Origin of the sequence: Novosphingobium sp. PhB55 (assembly GCF_004368805.1) — a bacterium.
Classification (GTDB): domain Bacteria; phylum Pseudomonadota; class Alphaproteobacteria; order Sphingomonadales; family Sphingomonadaceae; genus Novosphingobium.
This window is the reverse complement of record NZ_SODQ01000002.1, coordinates 24,341-44,794: the sequence shown is the minus strand read 5'-3', so window position 1 is coordinate 44,794 and position 20,454 is coordinate 24,341. Positions and strand designations below refer to the sequence as shown.

Annotated in this window: 14 protein-coding genes; 8 read left to right on the top strand and 6 right to left on the bottom strand. The window is 67.1% G+C overall.

The genetic code is table 11. From position 1 onward, the window contains the following. Nucleotides 1-196: 196 nt before the first annotated feature. Nucleotides 197-1,465 carry a tyrosine-type recombinase/integrase gene (locus tag EDF57_RS04785; RefSeq protein WP_166675178.1) on the bottom strand — a complete coding sequence of 423 codons (1,269 nt, stop codon included), beginning with the start codon at nucleotides 1,463-1,465 and terminating at the stop codon, nucleotides 197-199. A gap of 270 nt (nucleotides 1,466-1,735) precedes the next feature. Here EDF57_RS04785 and EDF57_RS04780 point away from each other — a divergent pair, with 270 nt between their 5' ends. Further along, nucleotides 1,736-2,878 (top strand): hypothetical protein, encoded by a 1,143-nt coding sequence (locus tag EDF57_RS04780; RefSeq protein ID WP_134093299.1) that lies wholly within the window; start codon nucleotides 1,736-1,738, stop codon nucleotides 2,876-2,878. Between the two features lie 1,409 nt (nucleotides 2,879-4,287). On the opposite strand, the gene EDF57_RS04775 is transcribed toward EDF57_RS04780, so the two are convergent. The 5 genes from EDF57_RS04775 to EDF57_RS04755 form a co-directional block, all read right to left on the bottom strand. Next, on the bottom strand, nucleotides 4,288-5,637 hold the full coding sequence (locus EDF57_RS04775) for a replication initiator protein A (protein ID WP_134093298.1): 1,350 nt from the start codon (nucleotides 5,635-5,637) through the stop codon (nucleotides 4,288-4,290). A gap of 411 nt (nucleotides 5,638-6,048) precedes the next feature. After that, nucleotides 6,049-7,182 (bottom strand): ParB/RepB/Spo0J family partition protein, encoded by a 1,134-nt coding sequence (locus EDF57_RS04770; RefSeq protein WP_134093297.1) that lies wholly within the window; start codon nucleotides 7,180-7,182, stop codon nucleotides 6,049-6,051. 106 nt (nucleotides 7,183-7,288) lie between these two features. Then, entirely contained in the window at nucleotides 7,289-8,482 is a 1,194-nt protein-coding gene (locus EDF57_RS04765; protein ID WP_132267795.1) for an AAA family ATPase, read from the bottom strand. A gap of 232 nt (nucleotides 8,483-8,714) precedes the next feature. Further along, entirely contained in the window at nucleotides 8,715-9,869 is a 1,155-nt protein-coding gene (locus EDF57_RS04760; RefSeq protein ID WP_134093296.1) for a diguanylate cyclase, read from the bottom strand. A 393-nt stretch (nucleotides 9,870-10,262) separates the two neighbouring features. Beyond that, nucleotides 10,263-10,523: a hypothetical protein gene (locus tag EDF57_RS04755; RefSeq protein ID WP_134093295.1), complete on the bottom strand. Its 261-nt coding sequence runs from the start codon at nucleotides 10,521-10,523 to the stop codon at nucleotides 10,263-10,265. A 36-nt stretch (nucleotides 10,524-10,559) separates the two neighbouring features. Here EDF57_RS04755 and EDF57_RS04750 point away from each other — a divergent pair, with 36 nt between their 5' ends. From EDF57_RS04750 to EDF57_RS04705, 7 genes are all read left to right on the top strand, one after another. Then, complete coding sequence (locus EDF57_RS04750; protein WP_243840880.1) at nucleotides 10,560-12,278, top strand: ShlB/FhaC/HecB family hemolysin secretion/activation protein; 1,719 nt, start codon at nucleotides 10,560-10,562, stop codon at nucleotides 12,276-12,278. Nucleotides 12,279-12,374: 96 nt separating this feature from the next. After that, nucleotides 12,375-12,935 carry a 2OG-Fe(II) oxygenase gene (locus EDF57_RS04745; protein WP_134093294.1) on the top strand — a complete coding sequence of 187 codons (561 nt, stop codon included), beginning with the start codon at nucleotides 12,375-12,377 and terminating at the stop codon, nucleotides 12,933-12,935. A 172-nt stretch (nucleotides 12,936-13,107) separates the two neighbouring features. Beyond that, nucleotides 13,108-14,124 carry a ParB/RepB/Spo0J family partition protein gene (locus tag EDF57_RS04740; protein ID WP_132267803.1) on the top strand — a complete coding sequence of 339 codons (1,017 nt, stop codon included), beginning with the start codon at nucleotides 13,108-13,110 and terminating at the stop codon, nucleotides 14,122-14,124. A 1,157-nt stretch (nucleotides 14,125-15,281) separates the two neighbouring features. Continuing rightward, nucleotides 15,282-16,463 (top strand): hypothetical protein, encoded by a 1,182-nt coding sequence (locus EDF57_RS04730; RefSeq protein ID WP_134093293.1) that lies wholly within the window; start codon nucleotides 15,282-15,284, stop codon nucleotides 16,461-16,463. A 698-nt stretch (nucleotides 16,464-17,161) separates the two neighbouring features. Further along, nucleotides 17,162-18,667 (top strand): hypothetical protein, encoded by a 1,506-nt coding sequence (locus EDF57_RS04715; RefSeq protein WP_243840879.1) that lies wholly within the window; start codon nucleotides 17,162-17,164, stop codon nucleotides 18,665-18,667. Between the two features lie 124 nt (nucleotides 18,668-18,791). Continuing rightward, a complete protein-coding gene (locus EDF57_RS04710) occupies nucleotides 18,792-20,162 on the top strand; it encodes an EAL domain-containing protein (RefSeq protein WP_134093292.1) in 1,371 nt (456 codons plus the stop codon). Between the two features lie 40 nt (nucleotides 20,163-20,202). Further along, nucleotides 20,203-20,439 carry a hypothetical protein gene (locus EDF57_RS04705; RefSeq protein ID WP_134093291.1) on the top strand — a complete coding sequence of 79 codons (237 nt, stop codon included), beginning with the start codon at nucleotides 20,203-20,205 and terminating at the stop codon, nucleotides 20,437-20,439. The last annotated feature ends 15 nt before the right edge of the window (nucleotides 20,440-20,454 follow it).

The window sequence follows — 20,454 nt, the reverse complement described above, 5'->3', positions numbered from 1 at the left end:
CGCGCGCCGCGCCGCCTCTTGGCGGGGGTGACGGGCCGCGGAACAGCGGAGTGGATGACGCGAATTCGCGGATCGCGCCCATGCCGGCGTCCGAGTTTCGCCAGCCCGGTATCCTCGGGATCATCGCCAGCCCGGTTGGAGCCTTCCAACACGCGGCGGAGTCACGGAGAGCTCAAGCTTCAGGACGCAGGATCGCTCATCGCGTCGGCTCCTCTTCGGCCGAGCGGTCCTCGCGAAAGCCGAGCCGCATCGATCCGCCGCTCAGGCCCGCTATCGCCGCTTCCAGTGCTGCACCGTCCAATGCCACCAGCCCCCGCTCCGCCGCGCGGCGGGCCCTGCCCTTGACGATCGCGCGCACCGCCGCTGCCGTCAGCGCCTGCTCGCCGATGGCATAATCGACGCGCGCGGGCCGCGCCGTGCGGGCGCCAAGACGGCCCTCGCCCTGCCGGTGGTTCCACGCCAGCTTGCGCAGCGGCACGGCATCGGCGCCGCTGCGCGCCTTGACCCGCCGCACCGCCACCCGGCGAAACAGCGGGCCATCGCGCAGATCCGCTGCCGCGATCCAGGCACGGAGCCGCCGCAAGGTATCGGCCGACAGGGGAACCACGCGCACCGTCTCGCCGCCTTTCCGAGGGGGAATGCGCAATTCCTCCGCCTCCAGCGCAAGATCGCTCAGCGTCAAGGCGACGAGTTGGCAAACCCGCAGTCCGCAATCGCTGCCCAGAGACAACAGCGCTGCATCCCTCAGGCCCGGCGGATCGGCCTCGCAGGCCGCCAAGAGCACCGCCAGCGTGATCGCCCTGCCCTGCCCCGCCCCCTCACCCCCGTCGCCGGAACGGAGCGCCGCCAGCTGCCGCTGCCCGGCCTTGGCGCGCCCTTTCATCGCCAGCAAGGTACCCCGCACCCTGTCGGCCAGCGCGGGATTGGCGCATCCCAGCATCTCGTGAACCGCCCCCAGCGAGGCCAACCGCCGCGCTGCCGTGGCGGGCTTGAGCCCCCGTGCTTCGCAGTCCTCGATATAGCGCACCAGACGCACCTCACCGGCCGGAAGCCCGGTCAGGCGCCGTTCCCGGCAAAAGGTGGCGTAATCGTCAAGATCGCTCGCCAGCGCCTTCACGCTCGCCGCGGCCCGGTGAGCGATGGCAGCGCGGAAGGCCGCAGCATCCAGGGCGTGGTCCGATGCCAACAGACTGCCGACAAGCGCCAGGAGCTGAGCATTGCGATCGATGGCGCCACCAGCCCGGCGCTGGGGTAGAGACTGCCTTCCGGCCGCATGGACGGTGACGATCGCATCGTCCTCCCCGCTGCCCGCCGCCGACATTCCGGCGGCACGAATGGCGGCGCGATCGCCTTTGCCGGCCTGATGCAAGTCATGCTTCTCCGGCGGCCGAGCGCCCGAATTCAGCCCGCCCTCTTCCATCGCTACAACCTGCTCACCTCGCCCGTGCGCTGTAATGGCACCCACACTCCTTCTATGCGTCCCCCCAAAAAAGGGCGGAATTCCGCCGCCAGCGACCCTGTCGGCAAGGTGGCGAGCGGCATCGAGCGCCGCTTCCTTACCGCAGTTAACGGCGCGTCCGACCGCTGCGCGCCCGAGGATCGCGCCTGCCTTACGCGCCTCGACTGTACCACACATTTCGATTATCGATAGTGAGGCGATTGTTGACACCTGCAGGTGAAAAGCTAACTTGATTTAAGTTTCACTTGGTGCAGTCCGTTGTTTCAAGGGCGTTTTATGCAGCCGGATCCATCAGACCCCCTAGAACCCGCCCCGATCACGCTCTGCGCCCTGCTTCTGGGCCGCATCCAGATCGGCATTTCGCGGGCCAGTGACGCCGCCCTGCCGGTTCTGGCCGCCCGGTCGATCCGCGAAAGCCTCCTGACCGCGCTTCGACAGGAAGGCCACGAATTCACCGAAAGCCGTTTCTTCACCTGGTTTGCCGGGCTGGACACGCTTTCGGAGGGCTCGCCCGCCAGTTTACGCCCTCCCAAGGCCCTCTGCCAAGCCATTCTAACCGAATTCCGGCACAATCCCTGGCCTCCCCTCGCCCTGGCCGCCGAAGCCCTTCTGCGGGGCTTCCTCGCCCCCAGCGACGTCCACCTCGGAACCGAGCACGAGGACGCCCATACCGCGGTCCAGGCGGCACACGCGCTGATCGCCGCCATCGACAGCCCGGAGGACGCCCTCCCCTTTCACGCCGCCGCCCGCCTGTTCGCCGCTGCGGCCCGCTCGCCGCACTTCGCCCGCCAGATACCAAGCCTCGCTCTGGTTCGCGGCATGGCCATGGAACAGCGCCCTACCGGCCATGCAGGCTGGGCGTTAGACATCCTCGCCGGGCGCTACCTCTCGCCGCGGCACGGGCTACCTGCCGCGCTGCCTCTACCGGGCCTCGTGGTGCTGCCCGCGGGACTTCCCGATAGCGATGACCCTGACGTTGCCCAGGAGGCAATTGCCGCCCTGCACGGCGCCTTCTCGCGGATCGATCGCTGGCTGACCGAAGCCGAACGCGACGGCGCGCGCATCTCGGCAGGCTTGCACGACCGTCGCAGTTCCGGCCGCGCGCGGGAACTGGCCGGCTATCTCGCCGGGTTCGGCCCGCTGCGCGGCGTGCAGATCGAAGCCCTGATCGGCGTCTCGCGCCCCGGCGTCCGCGTCCTCACCACCACCTTGAGCGAAGCCGGCCTCATCGAGACCCATGTTTCGCGCAACGCCGCGCGCGTCCACACCTACCTGCCTTGGGAACCCGAAGCGCCCGCACCGCCACCGGCGCAGGAGAAGTTCACCCCCTCGCGCGAGGCCATCGACGACTACGAAGCCTCCATGCGCGCCATCGAGGACCTGCTGAACCGCACCGCCTCCAGAGATGCTAACGACTGACGCCGACGAGTGATCATGCCCTCGGTCGACTGCGGCGCTCATTGCAATCGCCACCTATGGCCTGGAGGGCGCCCGGCTTAACGGCCTCTGTCGATCCAGACGCGGCGCAAGGCAAACGGTCACCGCCCAGAAGAGATGACCCGGGTTGTTCGTCTCCTCGCCTCTCCGCGCGACGGTGACGAATTTGTCGGCGGGGTTGCAGGTTCACCTGACCTCGGCCGAATTCTGGAGGACCGGGGCGAAAAACAGCCCTCCGGACCGATTTCAGCGGCCTTCGCACGAATTTTCGCGGAAAATCGCGGTTTTCCAGCGCCCTGAGAGCGGCCTTCGTAGAGCGCTGAAACAGGCCCGGGGTAGGGTAAGGGTCCACCAAGGACCTGAAAGCGCTCTACGGGCTTCTCAGGGCAAAAATTTGACATGCCAGACGCGTAACGGGACCTCGGGCGCTGCGGTTTGAATCAATATCCGCCTCAAGGTCCGGAAATTGATTCAACTCGGGTTTCCGCGGCCGGCAAATGCGGCTGCCTCGCGGTTTCATGCGAAGTGGCTCTGGACGCGAGGCGGCGGCGGAAAAGGCCCGCACTCTTGGCACCCCTTTTCAACCCGGCGCAGCCCCCTCCCCCATTTCCCTCCAAAGGCAAACTTCGTGCGGAGCGGTTAGAAAGGTGTTTAGAGGGATTCTGTTAGAAGAAGTTAGACCGCCGGGATCTGCGCTGTAGCGCCGCGAGTCCCGCGATTCGCATTTTCGGGCCATTCCCGAAGTGTCGTTGCTTCGTTCCTGAAGTGTCGTAGGACCTGTTCCCGAAAGGTCGAACGCGTGTTCCTGAAAGGTCGACGTGCTGTTCCCGAAGGGTCGAAACATGCGGTTTGGGCGTTCCCGGTGTGTCGAAGGCCTGAATTTCCGCCGGATATTTGAATCACTTTCCAAAGGGGTCGGTGTGGAAAGGTTCAATCGCGCCGCTCTCGCACCAGCCTTCGTCGCGTTGCCGCTTCGCTTCACCTCCAGACGCGACACTTCGGGAACGGCCCGATCGGCGAACGACCAGAGACAGACGCGAGAAGAGGGGACGCGTTGAGAACGGGCGCTTGCGGGCGCCAGGATGACCTGCGCAAACGGGCCTATGGCGACTGGGAATTGCGAGTTTCCTTTCTCCACCGAGAGAGGTCCTCGGGCCGCTTCATCGCCCTCCCTCTACTTGGGTGCAATCGCGGTTGGCGTTGAAATGAAGGAGGGGCGCCTGCCGCCACATCCGCGCTTTGCCGAATAGGGCGTGTCCAGGACGCAGAGACGGGGAGCGCGCAGCGATGCTGGGCCAGAGCTGGTGCCGGAATGGGCAAAGAGAAAGGCCCCGAAGCGGTTGTCGCTTCGGGGCCTTCGGTCTGAGGTCTTCGGCAGGATCGGGGAGCGGTCAGCCCCGCAAGTTGCGACCGTGCTTTTCGTGGTGGCGCTTGACCCAGCCCACGAAGGCGCGCTGCCAGTCGGCGGGGGTGCGGTCGGGAGAGGCGGCGATCCAGCGTTCGAACTCCGCATGCAGGGCGTGGAGGTCCCAGCCCGGGCACGTGCGGCGCAAGTGGTCGATGGTCTCGTCGGTCATGAAACCGCGCGTTGCGGCTTCGGACAGGCCGATGACGGTGCGGCGGATGAGCTGGCTGGCGTCGACGACGGGTTCATTCGGCGCGCCCGGGCGGGCGGCCGGAGACGTTGCCGAGACAGCTTGGGATGCGGCCGGTTTCCCCGGGGAAACGGCGGTGCGGGCGGCGGCTGTCGTGGTGACCTTGCGGGGACGGGCAGGGGCCTTGGGAGGCGTCGCCGCCTCGGTTGGCAGGGGCGCGCGAGGGGTGGCGAAGGCGCGATCGATGGCCTGTTCCATCTCGTCTTCGTTCGCAGCGGGACTGGCAGGCAGTCCTTTTTCCGCGCCGCCCTTGCCGTCGACGCGGCGCATGCGGATCATCGGCTCACCGTCGCGCGCGGTTTCCAGCGACAGCGCGTAGCCGGGAAGGTCGTCCTTCTCGACCAGTTTCAGCATCTCGAACTTGAAGCGGCGGTATTGTCCTTCCGCGCCGGATTTCTCGAAGAGCACCGGCATGGAAATCGCAAAGCCGCCCTCGCCCGCGCCGCCGGCGTGCTTGCGTGCGACTTTGTAGAGCCAGCGTTCGCGGCCGCCGGTGATGTCGAAATAAGCCCGATCGATGGAGAGCACGCCGCCCTTCATCATCACGCCTTCCCAGAACCAGTTCGACAGTTCGATGGTCATGCCGCGCGAGCGTTCGGTGCGCTCGTCCACCAGCTGGGTCCAGCCATCGAGCCAGGAGAAGGTCGCTTCGCGGCGGTTCTCGGCACGGATGTTGGTCTTGATCGTCGTGGCCACGAGCCGATCGAGCGCCTGGCTGAGCAATTCGTAGGCGCGGCCCGTGGTCGGCCGGCCAATGGCGCGCAGCAGGTCATAAGGCATGAGGTGCAGCTTGCGCGGCACATCGTTGACGCCGCGGCGCGCCATGTCGGCGAGCATGCTGGCGCAGTAGATCAGGATGTCGGCATCCCAGATCGTGGCCATGCCGTAGTCCGGGTTGGCCGAGACGTGGACCCAGAGCTTGCTGTCGGGGCTGGTGTAATCGATCGGCTTGACGCGCTTGGACTTGGCGAGGCTGAAGAAGGGACGCTCCATCATCTCGCGCTGGTCGCGCATCGGCAGGTCCGCGATATACGGAAGGAACAGGTCGAACTGTTCAGAGGCCGTCTCTTTGCGTGGGCGACTCATTATCTCATTCCGAAGTCAGGACGGTGGACACAGGTTGACCCGGACACGGCGTTTCCCTGTTTCCCCGGGGAAACAAGAATCGGCGGATTCGGGTGATTCCCGGCATAATGGCGGCGCGCGCGGGGCTGGGCAAATGGCCGGAACGCTTGCTTGTGCAGAACTTGTGCGTGGTTTCGGGCGCTTGTGCGGCGGCCTGTGAGCGAGTCCGGACCCGCAATGGCTCCTCGGCTCCGAACCGGCGGCGAGGGCAGGGGGTGTTTCCCCGGGGAAACACCGAAAGCGCAGCGGGTGCGGACATGAAAAAAGCAGGGGTGGCGCCCCTGCTTTTCGATCCGTCTTCCGGCAATGGAGGGAAGAGGGGGGCCGTTTCGACGTTCTCGAAAAGCCAGGCCGCCGTCTTCCCTCCCGGTGTCATGTCTGCAGCCCGCGTCCCTCGCCATCGAGCTGGATGAGCAGGTTGCGCACGGCATTGACCACTTCGTCGCGGCTTGCGCCCGAACCCGCGTGGAGGCGGAGCGTCACGCCCTGGCGGTTGCTGGTCTGGACCGAGGCCATCGTACGGCCGTGGCGCGATACGACGACCATCGGATCCGGCTTCACCCGCTCGGCGTCGGGCGCCGAGAGCAGGGCTTTGAGGACGTCCGCGGCGGGAAGGGTAGGGCGTCCATCGGCGCGGCGACCGGCTTGGTCACGCGCGAGGCGCGCCGCTTCCTTGCGCACGGCGGCGGCCTTGTCCTTATCGTCGAGCAACTGGGCCAGCGGATAGGCGGGCTTGAGCTGCACGTCGGCCGGCGAAGCGAAAGCCGAGAGCACCGCGTCGGGAATGGCGGCGACCTTGAGCATCTTCGACAGCCAGCCCTTGGAGAGCTTCAGCCGTTCGGCCATGCGGGTCATGTGGTTGCCGTAGTGGTCGCGCAAGGCCTGGGCGTAATTGCGGGCCCGTTCGAGGTCGGAGACGTCCTTGCGTGCGCGGTTTTCGAGGTCGGCCAGACGGAACGCGGCTTCGTCATCCAGTTGGGCGACTTGCGCCACGAACTGCATGTCCGGATAGGAATGGCCGCGCAGCCAGGAGATCGACCAGTGGCGGCGGGTGCCGGCGATCACTTCGTAGTCGTGATCGGCATCGCCTTCGACCCGGCGCACGACGGCAGGGACTTTCTGTCCCCCTTCGGCGATGATCGAATCGATCAGTTCCTGGCAGGACTCTTCCGAGAGGTGGGCATAGGAACGGGCATTGCCCGGCCAGATCCGCACGCGTGCCGGATCGAGCAGGAGCTGAGTGACCTGCCGCACTTCGCCGGTGGCGACACGGGCGAGGGCACTCTCGCGCCCCAGCAGCGTGGTGCCGCGCGTCCTTTCGGTGCGGGGCCTGCCTTCCAGGCCACCTGTGTGCCCGGATACCTGCCCGGATGCGGACAGGGCCGATTGCGCAGGGGACGAGCCGTCCTCGGCCGCGACATTGGCGGCGGGCGCCATGTCGTCATCCAGGTTCAGGTCGTCGTCGGAAAGCAGGGCGGCGAGATAGTCGGATTGCTTGCGGGCCATGGCTTACCTCAAAGATAGCTGGCGAGAAGAAGGGCGAGAATCGCGCCGGAACATATGACGAACAAATTCCTTGTAGGAAAACGTTTTTTCGTCCGTTGCGAGGAGCTTAGCCATTGACCAGCAAGTCCTCGTCCACCCGCTGCGAGCGGCCCCATCCGGTGCGTACCAGTTGTTCGATCTGGCCCAGGGCCTCGTCGAGATTGGCCTTGCAGCGCTTGTGCGTCCGCGGTGTGCCGATGGCCTTTTCCAGCTCGTAGACGGTCATCATGCGCAAGGCGGCATGGCTGATCTCGGCACTTTCCAGGATCGGCACCGGCAGCAGGGCCGGGCCGAACGTCTGCTCCATGATGGAGCGGACCATCTCGTGGCTGGGATCGTTGCCGTCGAACTTCGAGCAGATCAGGCGCACGAAGGAATAGTCCACCGAGATGCCCGCGCCCACCAGCTGTTCGAGCACCTGGTCCATCATCGAGAGGAACTGCACCGTCGAACAGAAGTCGGGCGTGGTGGCGGCCAGCGGCACGAGCAGCGCATTGGCCGCCTGCATCACTGCGAGCGAGATCGTGCCCAGCGCCGGCGGCGGATCGAGGATCACCACGTCATATTCGCGCGCCAGATCCATCAGGCCCTGCTTCAGCTTGCGGAAGCGTGCAGCCAACACCGACTGACCATCCGCACCCGCCGCGGCGAGTTCGTATTCGACGTCGAAGAGTTCGAGGTTCGAAGGGATCAGGTCGACATTGGGCCAAGGCGTCCGCTTGACCGCGTAGAGCAGGTCGGCCTGGGTGGGGTCGATCGAGAGGTAGGGGTAGAGCGTCTCTTCCCGCGTGATGTTGAAGTGCGGGTTGAAGCCGAACAGCGTGGTCGTGGTGGCCTGGCTGTCGCAATCGACGACGAGCACGCGGTAGCCCTGCACCGCGAAATAGTGCGCGAGGTGCGTTGTGACCGTCGACTTGCCGACGCCGCCCTTGAAGTTCTGCACGGCGATCATCGCCGGAACATCGAGCGGCGCGCGGGCAGGGGAGGCGCCCAGAACTTCGCGCATGTGGAGCATTTCCTCCACCGTATAGCCCAGGCGGCGACCATTGCCGGCGGCGGGCGGCGGCGGCAGGCGCCCGTCGTCCTCGGCCATGCGAATTCGGTTGGTGGAGCAGCCGAGCAGTGTCGCGGCTTCGGCAATGCCGAAACGAACATTGAGGCCCTTGCGGCTTTCGGGCAAGAAGGCCTTGCGCCGCAGCCGTTCGATCATCTTCTCTCCGGCTTGCGCCATTTCCGAGATACGGTCGACTTGTGAATGCATGTCCCGCCTGCAAAATACTTTTGAACGAGTTTGCAGGTATATGCCTGAGGCGATGTTCAGTCGAGCGCAAAAATCCGGGAAAGCATGACTATCTGTGGGTTTCTGGGGCGTTGCGTCCGATCAGTGCGGCCATGCGGCAAAGGTCTCGACAATAAACCGCGAAGCGGCGGAAGGATTCAATTGCCGCCCGCAGTGACCTACCGCGCGATGTCACAAGGTGATTCGCACGCCGCTACCAGTCCGCGCCGTTGATGGTCTTGCCTGCGACTCTTTCCAATCGCCCCCGCTTGGCGAGGTAGAGCCGGGCGTCCGCCTCGTCGAGCAAGACGGTCAGATCCTCCCTGCCGTTGCTGGTCACGACGGTGCCGATGGAAGCGGTGATCGCCAGCGTCAGATCGCCCACCAGGAAGGGCTGGGCGATCGCCGCCACCAGCCTTTGCGCCAGGAACTCGGCTTCCTCGCCGCGATGAAGGCCATATTGGAGCACGGCGAATTCGTCTCCGCCGAGGCGGGCGACGATATCTCCGCTGCGGATCGCCCCGCGCAGCCGGTCCGCCACGAGGGCGAGCAACATGTCGCCTATGCTGTGGCCGTAATCGTCGTTCACCGGCTTGAAGCCGTTGAGGTCCAGATAATGCACCGCGATCAGCCCGGAAGACGAGATGAGGCGCGTGTTCTCGTCGAAGTATTCACGCAAGGCGAGGCGATTGGGCAGGGCGGTCAGGCTGTCGCTGCGGGCCAGCGAGACCGAGAGCAGGCGCTTGCCGATCTCCGCCTTGACGATCTCGAAGCGCATTTTCAGCGCCTGCATCCCGCCGACCAGATAGGCCGCGGTGATCAGGGCCGTCCCTATATATAAAGGTGTGCCGTGCAGGGCCGCCGTGACGACGATCGGTCCCGCCGCTGCCAGCATCGAGAGATTGGCGATGGCCGGCCTTCGCCCGACGCCCGTGACCACGCCCGCGCAGAAACCCATGACGGTGCAGATCACCAGCATGTGTGCCTGCGGGTCCGGCAGGACGAAGACCCGCGCGCCGAAAGTCCCCAGCAGGATCGCGAAGCCGACATAGGGAACGGCAAAAGCCACTTCGAGCCGCCGCGCCTCGGCCTTGGCGATCACCCCGGTCAAGGCGCGTTGCCGGAAGCGCCGGGCCACCTCGATGCGGGCGATCCAGGTGAGCAGCGCGGCCGAGCCGACCAGCAGAACCGTGCGGTCCTCGCTGGAATGGTAGACGAGAACGAAACAGACGAGAAAGATCACCAGCATGTAGAGCGCCTGCGCGATCGTCTCGTAGAGACTGCGCACGAGTTCGACATAGGCCCGCTCCGCCAGGCTTTCGACAGGCACCGTCTCCGCGGATGACGTTTCGCCCGGTGACGGGGTCATGGCTCTCTCCCAATTCCGCTTTGCGGATATTCTCTCTTCACCTCGTTGAAATCGTCGAGCCCCTCGGTAGTTGCCCGGGGAGCGCCGACGGCGAGGCGACTGGCTGCTATACTTATAGCGCCGCGGGATGAACGGATCGCTTATCATTTCCGGGGCGGGCGATGGACTTTGCATGTCCGCCGGAGCGGTGATCGGCGCCGAACGGGCAGGGCAACGCCTGCGTCCAAGGGCTAATTTGTAGCCGAAACGACCTATATCCGCTTTCCGGCGCCTTGCGGGCCTTTCCCCGCCGGACAGCCGGTTGGAGCCGACTTGGCGGCGATTTGCGTAACTTGTCCAAGGTCGTCTTTGGGGGTCCCTTCGGCCCTCATAATCTTAGATAATAGCTATAAATCAGAAAGTTAATGAATCCATCCCGATGATCGCCATCGTCGCGACCAATCCTGGCGAAAACCCGGATATGGTTACCGATTTCCTGCCGGCCCCGCCGTTTTTCGCGCCCTGAAGCCGGCTTTGCGTAGCGCCGGCGACGGGGCTGCCCCGGCCGTCAGCCGGCAAACCCGCATAACCGCCTCGAAGCAGCCGCTCCGGCTCCAGTTCGGGATGCCGGGCGAGTCTAGGTTCTTCATCTTGCGGGGAAAGCTCTTCCGACACTTCACCCCCGCAAACACCATCAGGCGATCACGAACCATGACGGCTTCGGCAATTCCCTCACCCCCAAGCCGGTCCCGGAGGCTGGCGCGAAAGCTGGGCCTGCTGATGGCGGGCCTCTTGCTTCCGTCGATGCCGTTCCAGGCCGCGCAGGCGCAGATCGCCGCGCCGTCTCCGCAGGCCCCGATCATCGACCGCGACCGTGTCGACCGCCAGGATCCCGACGTGCCGCGGGCGCCGGCGCCGGCGCAAGTGCCCCAGGCGCAAACCCCGGTGGTCGCCACGCCGGCGGCACCTTCGGGCGGAGCCGGCGTCGCGCTGACCGGCCTGCGATACGAAGGCTCCACCCTGCCCAAGCCGCTGCTCGACAAGGCCGTCGCCGCTTTCATCGGCGCCCCGTTGAACCGGGACAACCTGCAGAAGATCGCCAACGCCATCAGCACTACTTATGGGCAGAGCGACATCGCCTTCTTCGCGGTGTCGATCCCGCAGCAAGTGCCCACCGGCGGCGTGCTCACGGTCCGCGTGCTGGAGGGGCGCATCACCCGCTACACGCTGGACGGCAAGACGCGCAGCACGCCGACGCGCCTGATCGACGCGCAAGTGAAGCGCCTCCTGCGCGAGACGCCGACTCACAAGTCCACCATCGAGCGCACCATTTCCCTGCTGCGCGACATTCCCGGCCAGACCGTGCAGGCCAGCCTGAAGCAGACGCCGACCCCCGGCGAGCTGGCGCTCGACCTCAAGGTGGACCGCAAGCAAGTGGACGTCACGCTGAACGTCAACAACAACGGCATCGTCAATGTCACCACGGGCGTGCAGACCCAGCTTTCGGTCGCGGTGAACGGCGTGCTGCGCGAAGGCGATACCACGCGCTTCTCGGGGAACCTGCCGTTCAACCCGGATCGCTACCAGTTCTATTCGCTGAGCCACGCCACGCCGATCGGCTCCAACGGCACCACGCTGGGCGTCAGCGGCGCCTATGTCCGCACCAAGACGCGCGACCTGAACATCATCGGCGAAGCGAAGCAGGGCGGCATCGCCATCTCGCATCCGCTGATCCGCTCCTATCGCCGCAATCTCTCCCTGAGCCTTTCGCTCGACGGGACGAACAGCACCAATTACTTCCTCGATACGGCGTTCGGTGGTTTCAAGACGCGGGCTTTGCGGCTCGGCACGGTATGGTCGTCGATCGACAAGACCGGCGGCTATGCCATCTCCACCAGTCTGAGCCAGGGCCTGGACGCCTTGGGCGCGCGGCCGATCGAGGGCTATTCCGATGCCTCGTTCCGCAAGGCCAACGTGCAGCTCACGGCGATCAAGGAATTGACCAAGGCCGTCTCCGTCAAGGCCACGCTGCGCGGACAATATAGCGGTGACCGGTTGCCGACCACCGAGCGCTTCCCCTTGGGCGGCGAGGGCGCGGGCATGGCTTACCGCATCGGCATCATCACCTCGGACAAGGCAGCCGCGGGCAGTCTGGAACTGTCCTGGCGCGTCGCGGGCAAGCCAGCGGGTGCCACGCGCGGCCTGACCGTCTTTGCCTATACCGATGGAGCGCTGGCGCACAGCTACGAGCGACCAGCCTACCGACTGGCGGCTCAGGACTTTTCGCTGGCGACCGCAGGTGCCGGGGTACGGGTAACGCCGGTCAAGGGTTGGACTGCGACTGCACAAATTGCAGTACCTGTCAAGTCTCCATCAGAGTTCTACAGTAAAAAGGCGCGGTTCTTCTTCAGCGTCAATCGGACGGTCTGATTTGCGCTTTTGCGTGTACGCAAAACGCCCGGCGCTCTCCGTACGAGCCTTTTCACTGGATCATGAAATTCACGCGTCGAAGGAATGGGACGGACGATGAAGAATGTTTGGGAAGTCTGGACCAGTGCGTTCACCGATGCCGAGTGCGACGCCATCATCAAGCGAGCCGAGGGATATTCGGAACAGGACGCAACGATCGGGTTCTCCGGCAACTTGCGCAGCGATCTTGGGCATCGCACTTCGACAGTCCGCTGGTTGGACGCCGGGCGCGAGAAGGACATCGTTTCGCGCGTCATGGATTTCGTCCGCCCCTCCAACCGCACGAACTTCGGCGTGGAGATCGAAGCGCCTTACGAACTTCAGTTCACGGAATACCGCGCGACGAACAAAGGGCATTACGATTGGCATCAGGACGTGTGGCTCGAATCCACCCGGCCCTTTGCGCGCAAGCTGTCAGTCGTCGTCCAGCTATCCAACGCCAGCGACTACAACGGCGGTGCGTTCGAGTTCTTCGGGATCGCCAACCCGGCCGAGCAATTCGCGCCGCGTGGCAGTCTGCTGATCTTTCCGTCCTTCCTTCAGCACCGCGTATTGCCCGTCATCGAAGGGACGCGGCGCAGCCTTGTTACCTGGGTCGAAGGCCCCAACTGGCGTTGATCCGGGGCGGCGAAGGCAGCGGGGCGGGCGTCGAGAGTGCCTGCAGCCGCGCAGGGGACCGTAACCGCACCGAAGTGGTGCCATAACTCCGCCGATACGAACATTGTTTAACACCCGCTTTGCGAAAAGCGCGGATATGAAAAGGGCTTGGTCAGAGGTTGTGGAGAGTGACATGGGCGGGTTTGTACGGGACATTTTGACGACCTTGTCCTACGAACCTCATCCGGCCGAAGCGGCGGGCGTGGACGGTGAAGCGCTGTCGCGGCTCGATCAGCGCCTTGCCGGATTTGCGCAGGGCAGCGGCAGGGCCCGCACGGCGATTTCCATCCGCCCTTCCGATTGCAGCGTCTGGGATGGCAACCCGCGCGATGTGCCCGGCCTCTCGGCGGAAAGCTGCCGCTCGCTGATCGAATCGATCGCGCAGGAAGACGGAAATCGCATTCCCGTGCTCGTTCGCCACAATGCACCCGGCGCCGATCATCCCTATCAATTGCTGGTCGGCAGCCGCCGTCGCTTCTCGGTGGACTGGCTGAATCACAATGGCCGGCCGGAGATTCGGCTGACAGCGCTCATCGTCGATCTCACTGATGAAGAAGCGTTTCGCCTCGCGGATATCGAAAATCGCGAGCGGGAAGACATCACCGAGCTTGACCGCGCCCGCAGCTATCAGAATGCGGTCGACAGGTTCTACGGCGGGGTGCAATCGCGCATGGCCGAAGCGCTGAACCTGTCGAACAGCCAGTTGAGCCGCCTGCTGTCCCTCGCGCAGATGCCGGACGAAGTCGTCAATGCCTTCGCCACGCGTGACGAACTGCGGGTGCGCCATTCCGAAGTGCTGACGCCGCTCCTGCGCCGTGCCGAACAGCGGGAACGCCTGCTGGTCAGCGCACGCCTGATCGGGGAAGAGCAGCAACGCCTCGCCGCCGGGGGAGAGCGAATGATCCCGGCCGCCACCGTTCTTGCCCGTCTGAAGGACGCCGCCAAGGAAGGCGACATCCGGCGCGGCAATGATCGGCCCCTGGTTCTCGGCGATGCTCGCGTGGGCCGCATCCGGGCCGGAAGGGAAGGGCTGGCCGTGGACCTGCTCGTTTCCGAAGAAACCGACATCGACGCCTTGCTCGTTACCTTGCGGGACGCCCTGATCGACAGCCGCCGCCTTCTCTCGGTAGAGCCAGAGCCGGCCGCCTGACCGAGCCGGCCATAGAGGCTTCCCTGGCCGTTCGCGGCGGTGAAGGGCAACTCGTTGGCGCTGACGGGGGGAGATCAGGTATCTCGTCACCCCTCAGGCGGTGCGGGATTTCTCCCCAATCTTTCAGCCTCTGGCTGGGCCGATTCGCCGGCTGACCGGCGGGTCTGCGAAGGTGGCAGCGGTTGAATTCGTGGCTGACAGATTTTCTCCAGCCATGACGGGCGCCGTCTTCGGCAGACTGTTCCAAACAATAGTCTGTTCGGTTCTAACCGCTCGGCAAGCGGTTTGGCCGACTTGCGCGCCTTGCGTGCTTCCTTCCCCTCCGATCCGACGATGAGCATGGCCTTTGCGTGGCGCCAGCCCCGCAATGGCCCGATTTTCCGTGCGCGACAGCACCTTTGCTCATTCCCGATGCGGGACTGTCGCAAGTCCGGGATCGGCAGTTTCAGGCCGGTTCCATCTGGCCGCGAAGCGCCCCCGAACTGTGCCTAGGCTCCGACGCAGTGGGCATTTTCATGGAGGTTAACACGATGCCGCGTCAACAATCGCGCCGATCCGCCAGGCACCTTCTGCTTTGTGCGACGGCTATCCCGCTTCTTCTCCTGGGCGCCTGTGCCGATGGCGTCGGCTTCCGCGTCGGCGCGGGTGGCGGTGGCTCGCCCTCGGGCCCAAGCGGTCCAACCGGACCCACAGGCCCGACCAGCCCCACAGGCCCGACCAGCCCCACAGGCCCGACTGGCCCATCCGGCCCCAGCGGCCCTTCCGATCCCAGTGGCCCCACAGGCCCTACCAATCCGAGCGGCCCTACCGGTCCGACGGATCCGAGCGGCCCGACGGGTCCGGCCGGTCCGACCGGTCCGACCGGTCCCACAGGACCCACCGGGCCAACCGACCCCAGCGGCCCCACCGGTCCCGCTGGCCCCACCGGTCCCGACGGCCCTAGCGGTCCGACTGGACCAACCGGCCCCACCGGCCCCACCAGCCCGACTGGTCCAGCAGGCCCCACCGGCCCGGCAGGTCCGACCGGTCCAACTGGTCCTACCGGCCCCGCAGGCCCGACGGGACCGACCGGCCCGACTGGTCCCACCGGACCCACGAGCCCGACCGGGCCCACGGATCCCAGCGGCAGCACCAGCTTCACCGGACCGATTGCGGGCGTGAACGTTGGCGGTGGCAGCCTGCTCGGCCAGAGCGGTTCGAGCACGCTGATCGACGTCAATGTCGCGCCGGATACCGCCGCCACCAGCAGCACCGGTCTGGCCGTCGACTTGCTCACTGGAGACGGCAAGGCCGTGCAGGTAACGCTGCCGACCACCGCGGCGCAGACCCAGCAGGCGCTCGCGCCGGTCGGTGCGTTGGCCGGGGCCCTGCTCGGCGATCAGGCCGGAACCACGGTGACGCAGCTCACCAACGGACTGGCGCCGACGGTGGCCACGCTGACCTCCACGGTGGACGGCGTCGCCTCGCCGCTGCTCGATACCGTGAACGGCGTGCTCTCGCCCGTGCTGGGTGAGACCGGATTGCTGGCCCCTGTCACTGGCCAGGTCGGCGGTCTCGTCGAGGGACTGACCGGCTCGCTGGGCGGTGCGGGCGGCCCGGCACGGACATATGACGGTCCGCTGCTGGGTGTCGACCTGGGCAACACGGCCCTGACCGGGGCGAGCACCGGCGACACTCTGGTGGGCCTCAATGTCCTCGCCGAAGGGGCGGGCCAGACCACGGGGCAGCTCGTGACGGCCAGTGTGTTGTCCAATGGCAACATCGCGGAACTGGGCCTGCCGACTACGGCCGAAGGCGTGGCTGCCGGACTTGCACCTGTCGGCAACCTGGCCGGGGCCCTGCTGGGCGAGCAGGCCGGCGGCGCGGTCGACCAGTTGACCAGCGGCCTTGCGCCAGTGGTGGCGCCGGTGACGGCCGTCGTGGACAGTGTGACATCGCCTCTGCTCGGCACCGTCAACAGCGCACTTGGCGGCGTTGTCGGCGGCTTGACGGGCAGCGGAACGGGGGCAGGCGCCGCCCTCGCGCCCGTGACAGGCGCGGTCGACACGTTGCTGAGCGGCACGAATCAGGGCGGCGCCCTGGCCCCGGTAACAGGCGCCGTCACCGGCGTGGTGCAAGGCGTGGTCGGCGGCCTGACCGGCGGCGCGGCCGAAAGCACGGCGCCGCTCGCTCCGGTGACAGGCGCGGTCAACGCGCTGGTGGGCGGTGTCACCGGTGCGGCAACGGGTGCCGGTACCGGAGCCGGGACCGGGGCGTCCAATGGTCTGGGCTCCGCACTCGCACCGGTCACCGGTCTCGTAGGCTCGCTGCTCGGGGGGCTTGGCGGCCGCACGAACTGATCGTCATGCGTGCCCGGCGCCCCACAACCCCATGGCCGGGCACGCGAACGACCCCTGCCTTCTGACCGAAGGGGGGTGGGGGAGAAGAGGCAGTCCCGGCGACGGGGCTGCCTCTTCGATTCTGGCCGCCCAAGCCGCCGCCCAAGCCGCCGCCCAAGCCGCCGCCCAAGCCGCCGCCCAAGCCGCCGCCCAAGCCGCCGCCCAAGCCGCCGCCCAAGCCGCCGCCCAAGCCGCCGCCCAAGCCGCCGCCCAAGCCGCCGCCCAAGCCGCCGCCCAAGCCGCCGCCCAAGCCGCCGCCCAAGCCGCCGCCCAAGCCGCCGCCCAAGCCGCCGCTCGATCCCCGCTACGGCCGCCGCTGCAAACCGTGATCAGGCCTATCGGGGGCTATCGAAACGTAACGAAAATGAACCGGACTGAGTGCTTAACCATAGGGCAACTTCCGCGGCCCGGTTTCCTGCCTCTCCCTTCCAAAGCCGCCGATTTTCCTTCGTTTTGCGCGGATTTCCGGTGCTTTGCGTGTTTGCGCAGGCCTCTTCCGCGAATTTTCCGGCTTATTCCCGAACGACTTTCCGTTCTGCCGGCCCGCCCGGATGCGGTCAGGTCCGAGGCGGCTGCTTCTGGGCGCGGTGCTTCGGCGGGGCCGACCTATCATCTCTTCAACAGGCCGATCGCGGCTGAGATCACGTTGGAGAAGACCCATGCCGACCCGTCATTACCCCTCGTTCAAGCGACACGCCCTCCTGGGCACGGCCACGATCCCGCTGCTGCTGGTAGCGGCCTGCACGAGCGGAATGGACTTCCAGGCCGGCACCCCTTCCGGGCCGACCAGCCCCAGCACGCCCAGCGGTCCCAGCACGCCTTCCGGCCCGAGCACCCCCTCCGGCCCGACGGGCCCGACGGGTCCGACCGACCCCAGCGTTCCCACCGGCCCGACCGGCCCCACGGGTCCGACCGATCCCAGCGGCTCTACCACCAGCTTCACCGGCCCGGCCGCCGGTGTGTCGGTGGGCGGCACCGATCTGCTCGGCCAGAGCGGATCGGGCACGCTGGTCAATGTGAACGTGAACCCGGACAAGGCGACCACCGACACGAGCGGCGTGACCGTCGATGTCCTCACCGGCGACGGCAAAGTGGTGCAGGTCACGCTTCCCACCACCGCGGACGATACCAAGCAGGCGCTCGCCCCGGTGGGCACGCTGGCCGGCGCCTTGCTGGGCGACCAGGTGGGCGGCACGGTGACGCAAGTGACCGACGGTCTCGCGCCAACGGTGGCCACGGTCACTTCGGCGGTGAGCAGCGTCACTTCGCCGCTACTCGACACGGTCAATGGCGTGCTCGCGCCGATCACCGGTGAGAACGGCGTGCTGGCGCCCGTCACCGGGCAGCTCGGCGGGCTGGTCGACGGCGTCACCGGCAGCCTGGCCGGTGCAGGGGGGGCCGATGGCTCCGGCCCGGCACGGACATTCGACGGCCCGCTGCTCGGCGTCGACCTCGGCAACAATCCCGTCACCGGGCCGAGCAACGGCGATACCCTGGTGGGCCTGAACGTCCTGGCCGAAAATCCCGGCCTGACCACCGGCCAGCTGGTGACGGCCAATGTGCTCTCCGACGGCAAGGTGGTCGACGTGGCGCTGCCGACGACGACCGAGGGCGTGGCCGCCGGGCTGGCGCCGGTCGGCAACCTGGCCGGCGCCCTGCTGGGCGAGCAGGTCGGCGGACTGGTGGACCAGGTGACGGGCGGTGTCTCGCCGGTCGTCGCGCCGGTTACGGCCACGGTCGCCACGGTGACCGCGCCGGTCCTCGATACGGTGAACGGCGCGCTGGGCGGTACGCTGGGGCAAGTGACGGGCGGCCTTGGCGCCGGCACGGGCGCCGGATCGGTGCTGGCGCCGGTCACGGGTCTTGTCGAAGGCGTGGTCGGCAGTCTCGGCAATGCCGGAGCAGGCGGAAGCGGTTCGCCGCTGGCGCCGGTGACCGGTCTTGTCGAAGGCATCGTCGGCGGCCTGGCGCCGGGATCGACGGGCAGCGGCGCGGCAGGTTCGGTGCTGGCGCCGGTGACGGGCGCGGTGTCCTCGCTGGTCGGCGGGCTGACCGGCGGCCTTGGTGGCGGCCTCACGGGGGGCGCCTCGGGCAGCGCTTCCGGTGGGGCATCGGCAGGCGGCGCGCTGCTCGGCGGCCTGCTTGGCGGCGCGTCGGGTAGCTGACCCGATCCGGCCCCCGGCGCGGGATCTCCCCCGCCCGCGCCGGCTGGGCCCAACCGCTTTCCCCCTCCCCGGCGGTCCTTTTCCCCCGGCCGCCTTTCCCTCTCGAAGCTCTTGGACCCGACCGATGATCGACCTCGCCAGGATCAGCCCGCCCAACCGCTGCTGCAACACCCTGCTTGTCGCACGTCTCGACAATGCCGAGGCCATTGCCGCGATCCACGGCGAGGACGGACTCCGCGCCGCGATGGCGCACCTGGCCGGCGCGATCGAGCGGAACCTCAACCCGGTCCGCTTCCAGAAGGCCGAGCGGGACCGGATGACCCTGCTGGCCCATGCGGCGATGCTCGAACCGGACTTCGTCTGCGCCCAGATCGAGGCGCTTGGCATGCAGCTTTGCCTGGACCCCCTGGTCCATGGCGCGGGCCGCATCCTGCTCTCGGTCTCGATCGGCCATAGCGACCCCGTGCCCGGCGTGCTGGGCGAAGACCTCTCGGCAGCGCTCGCCGCGGCCTGCGCCCGGTTGGAGCGACTGGCCGCGCCCGGCCATACGGCCAGCCTTCACCTGGCGAACGAGGCCAGTGCCCAGATGCTCGCCCGCTACCGTGACGACATGGCGCGGGCGGAGCGGCTGCTCGGCCAGATCGCGCGGGGCGAAACTTTCTTCGCGTGGCGGCCGATCTTCGATCCGCGCCATCCGGACCGCCTGTTCCAGCACGAGGCGCTGCTGCGCTATGCCGGGGAGCGGGGCGAGCAGTTCGACTGCACCGCTGCCTATGCGGCGCTGGAGCGGCTGGGCATGGCTCACCTGCTGGATCGCAGTCTGGTGCTCCGGGTGCTGGACGCCCTCGAAGCCGATCCGCACGCGCATTTGTCCATCGCGATCTCGCCGCAGAGCCTCTCCTTCGACCTTGGCGGCGCGGATGCGGCCTGGACCGACGTTCTGGCGCGGCTGGAGCGCCGGCCCGAGCTGGCGGAGCGGCTCGTGCTCGAATTCCACGAGTCCGCTGCCTGCCGGTTCTGGCCGGGGACGCTGACTTTTCTCAACACCCTGCGCGAACTGGGGGTGGGCCTGGGGCTATACGGGTTCGGTTCGGGCCATGCTTCGGTGCGGCAACTTGCCGTGCTGCGGCCCGACCAGGTCAAGCTGGACAGCGCCTTTCTGCGCACCGCCTTCCTTTCGGAGCGCAACCGCGCGCGCGTCGGCCGGCTGGCGCTGGAAGCGCGCACGCTGTGCCGCACCGTGATCCTCACCGGGGCCGAAACCCCGGCGCAGATCCGGCTGGCAGCGGAGGAGGGCGCGGAATGGATTGCCGGTGCGCGGCTCGGCCGCGTCGGCACACGGCGGGTGTGGTCGGCGCCGGATCGGGCGGCTCAGGACCGGATCCCGCGCGCGCGAACGGCCAGCGCCCCTTCCGCCCTCGAAACCGCCGCGCCCGAACCTGCCCGTTTCAGGCCGCTGTCCTGGCCGCTCGCGGCACAGAGCCCCGTTTTCTGATCACCCATAATCAAACGAAAAGACTGGAAAGGAAGCCGAGATGACGAACGACAAAGTCCAGCACGCCCGCGAACTCCTGCGCATCGCGCTGGACATGCTCGACGAATGCGAAGCGCGCGTGAGCGGTGCTCTCGTGGCCGGCGCGCTCGATGCGCTGGGCGGGTCGCATGCGGAGTCGCTGGATGATCTGCCGGCCGGCGCCCCGCCGATCGAGGCCATGGCCCTGGCGATCCAGCGCGGCCGTCCCGCCTACTCCAGCATCCGCAGCTGCGCATGACCCGGCCCCTCTATT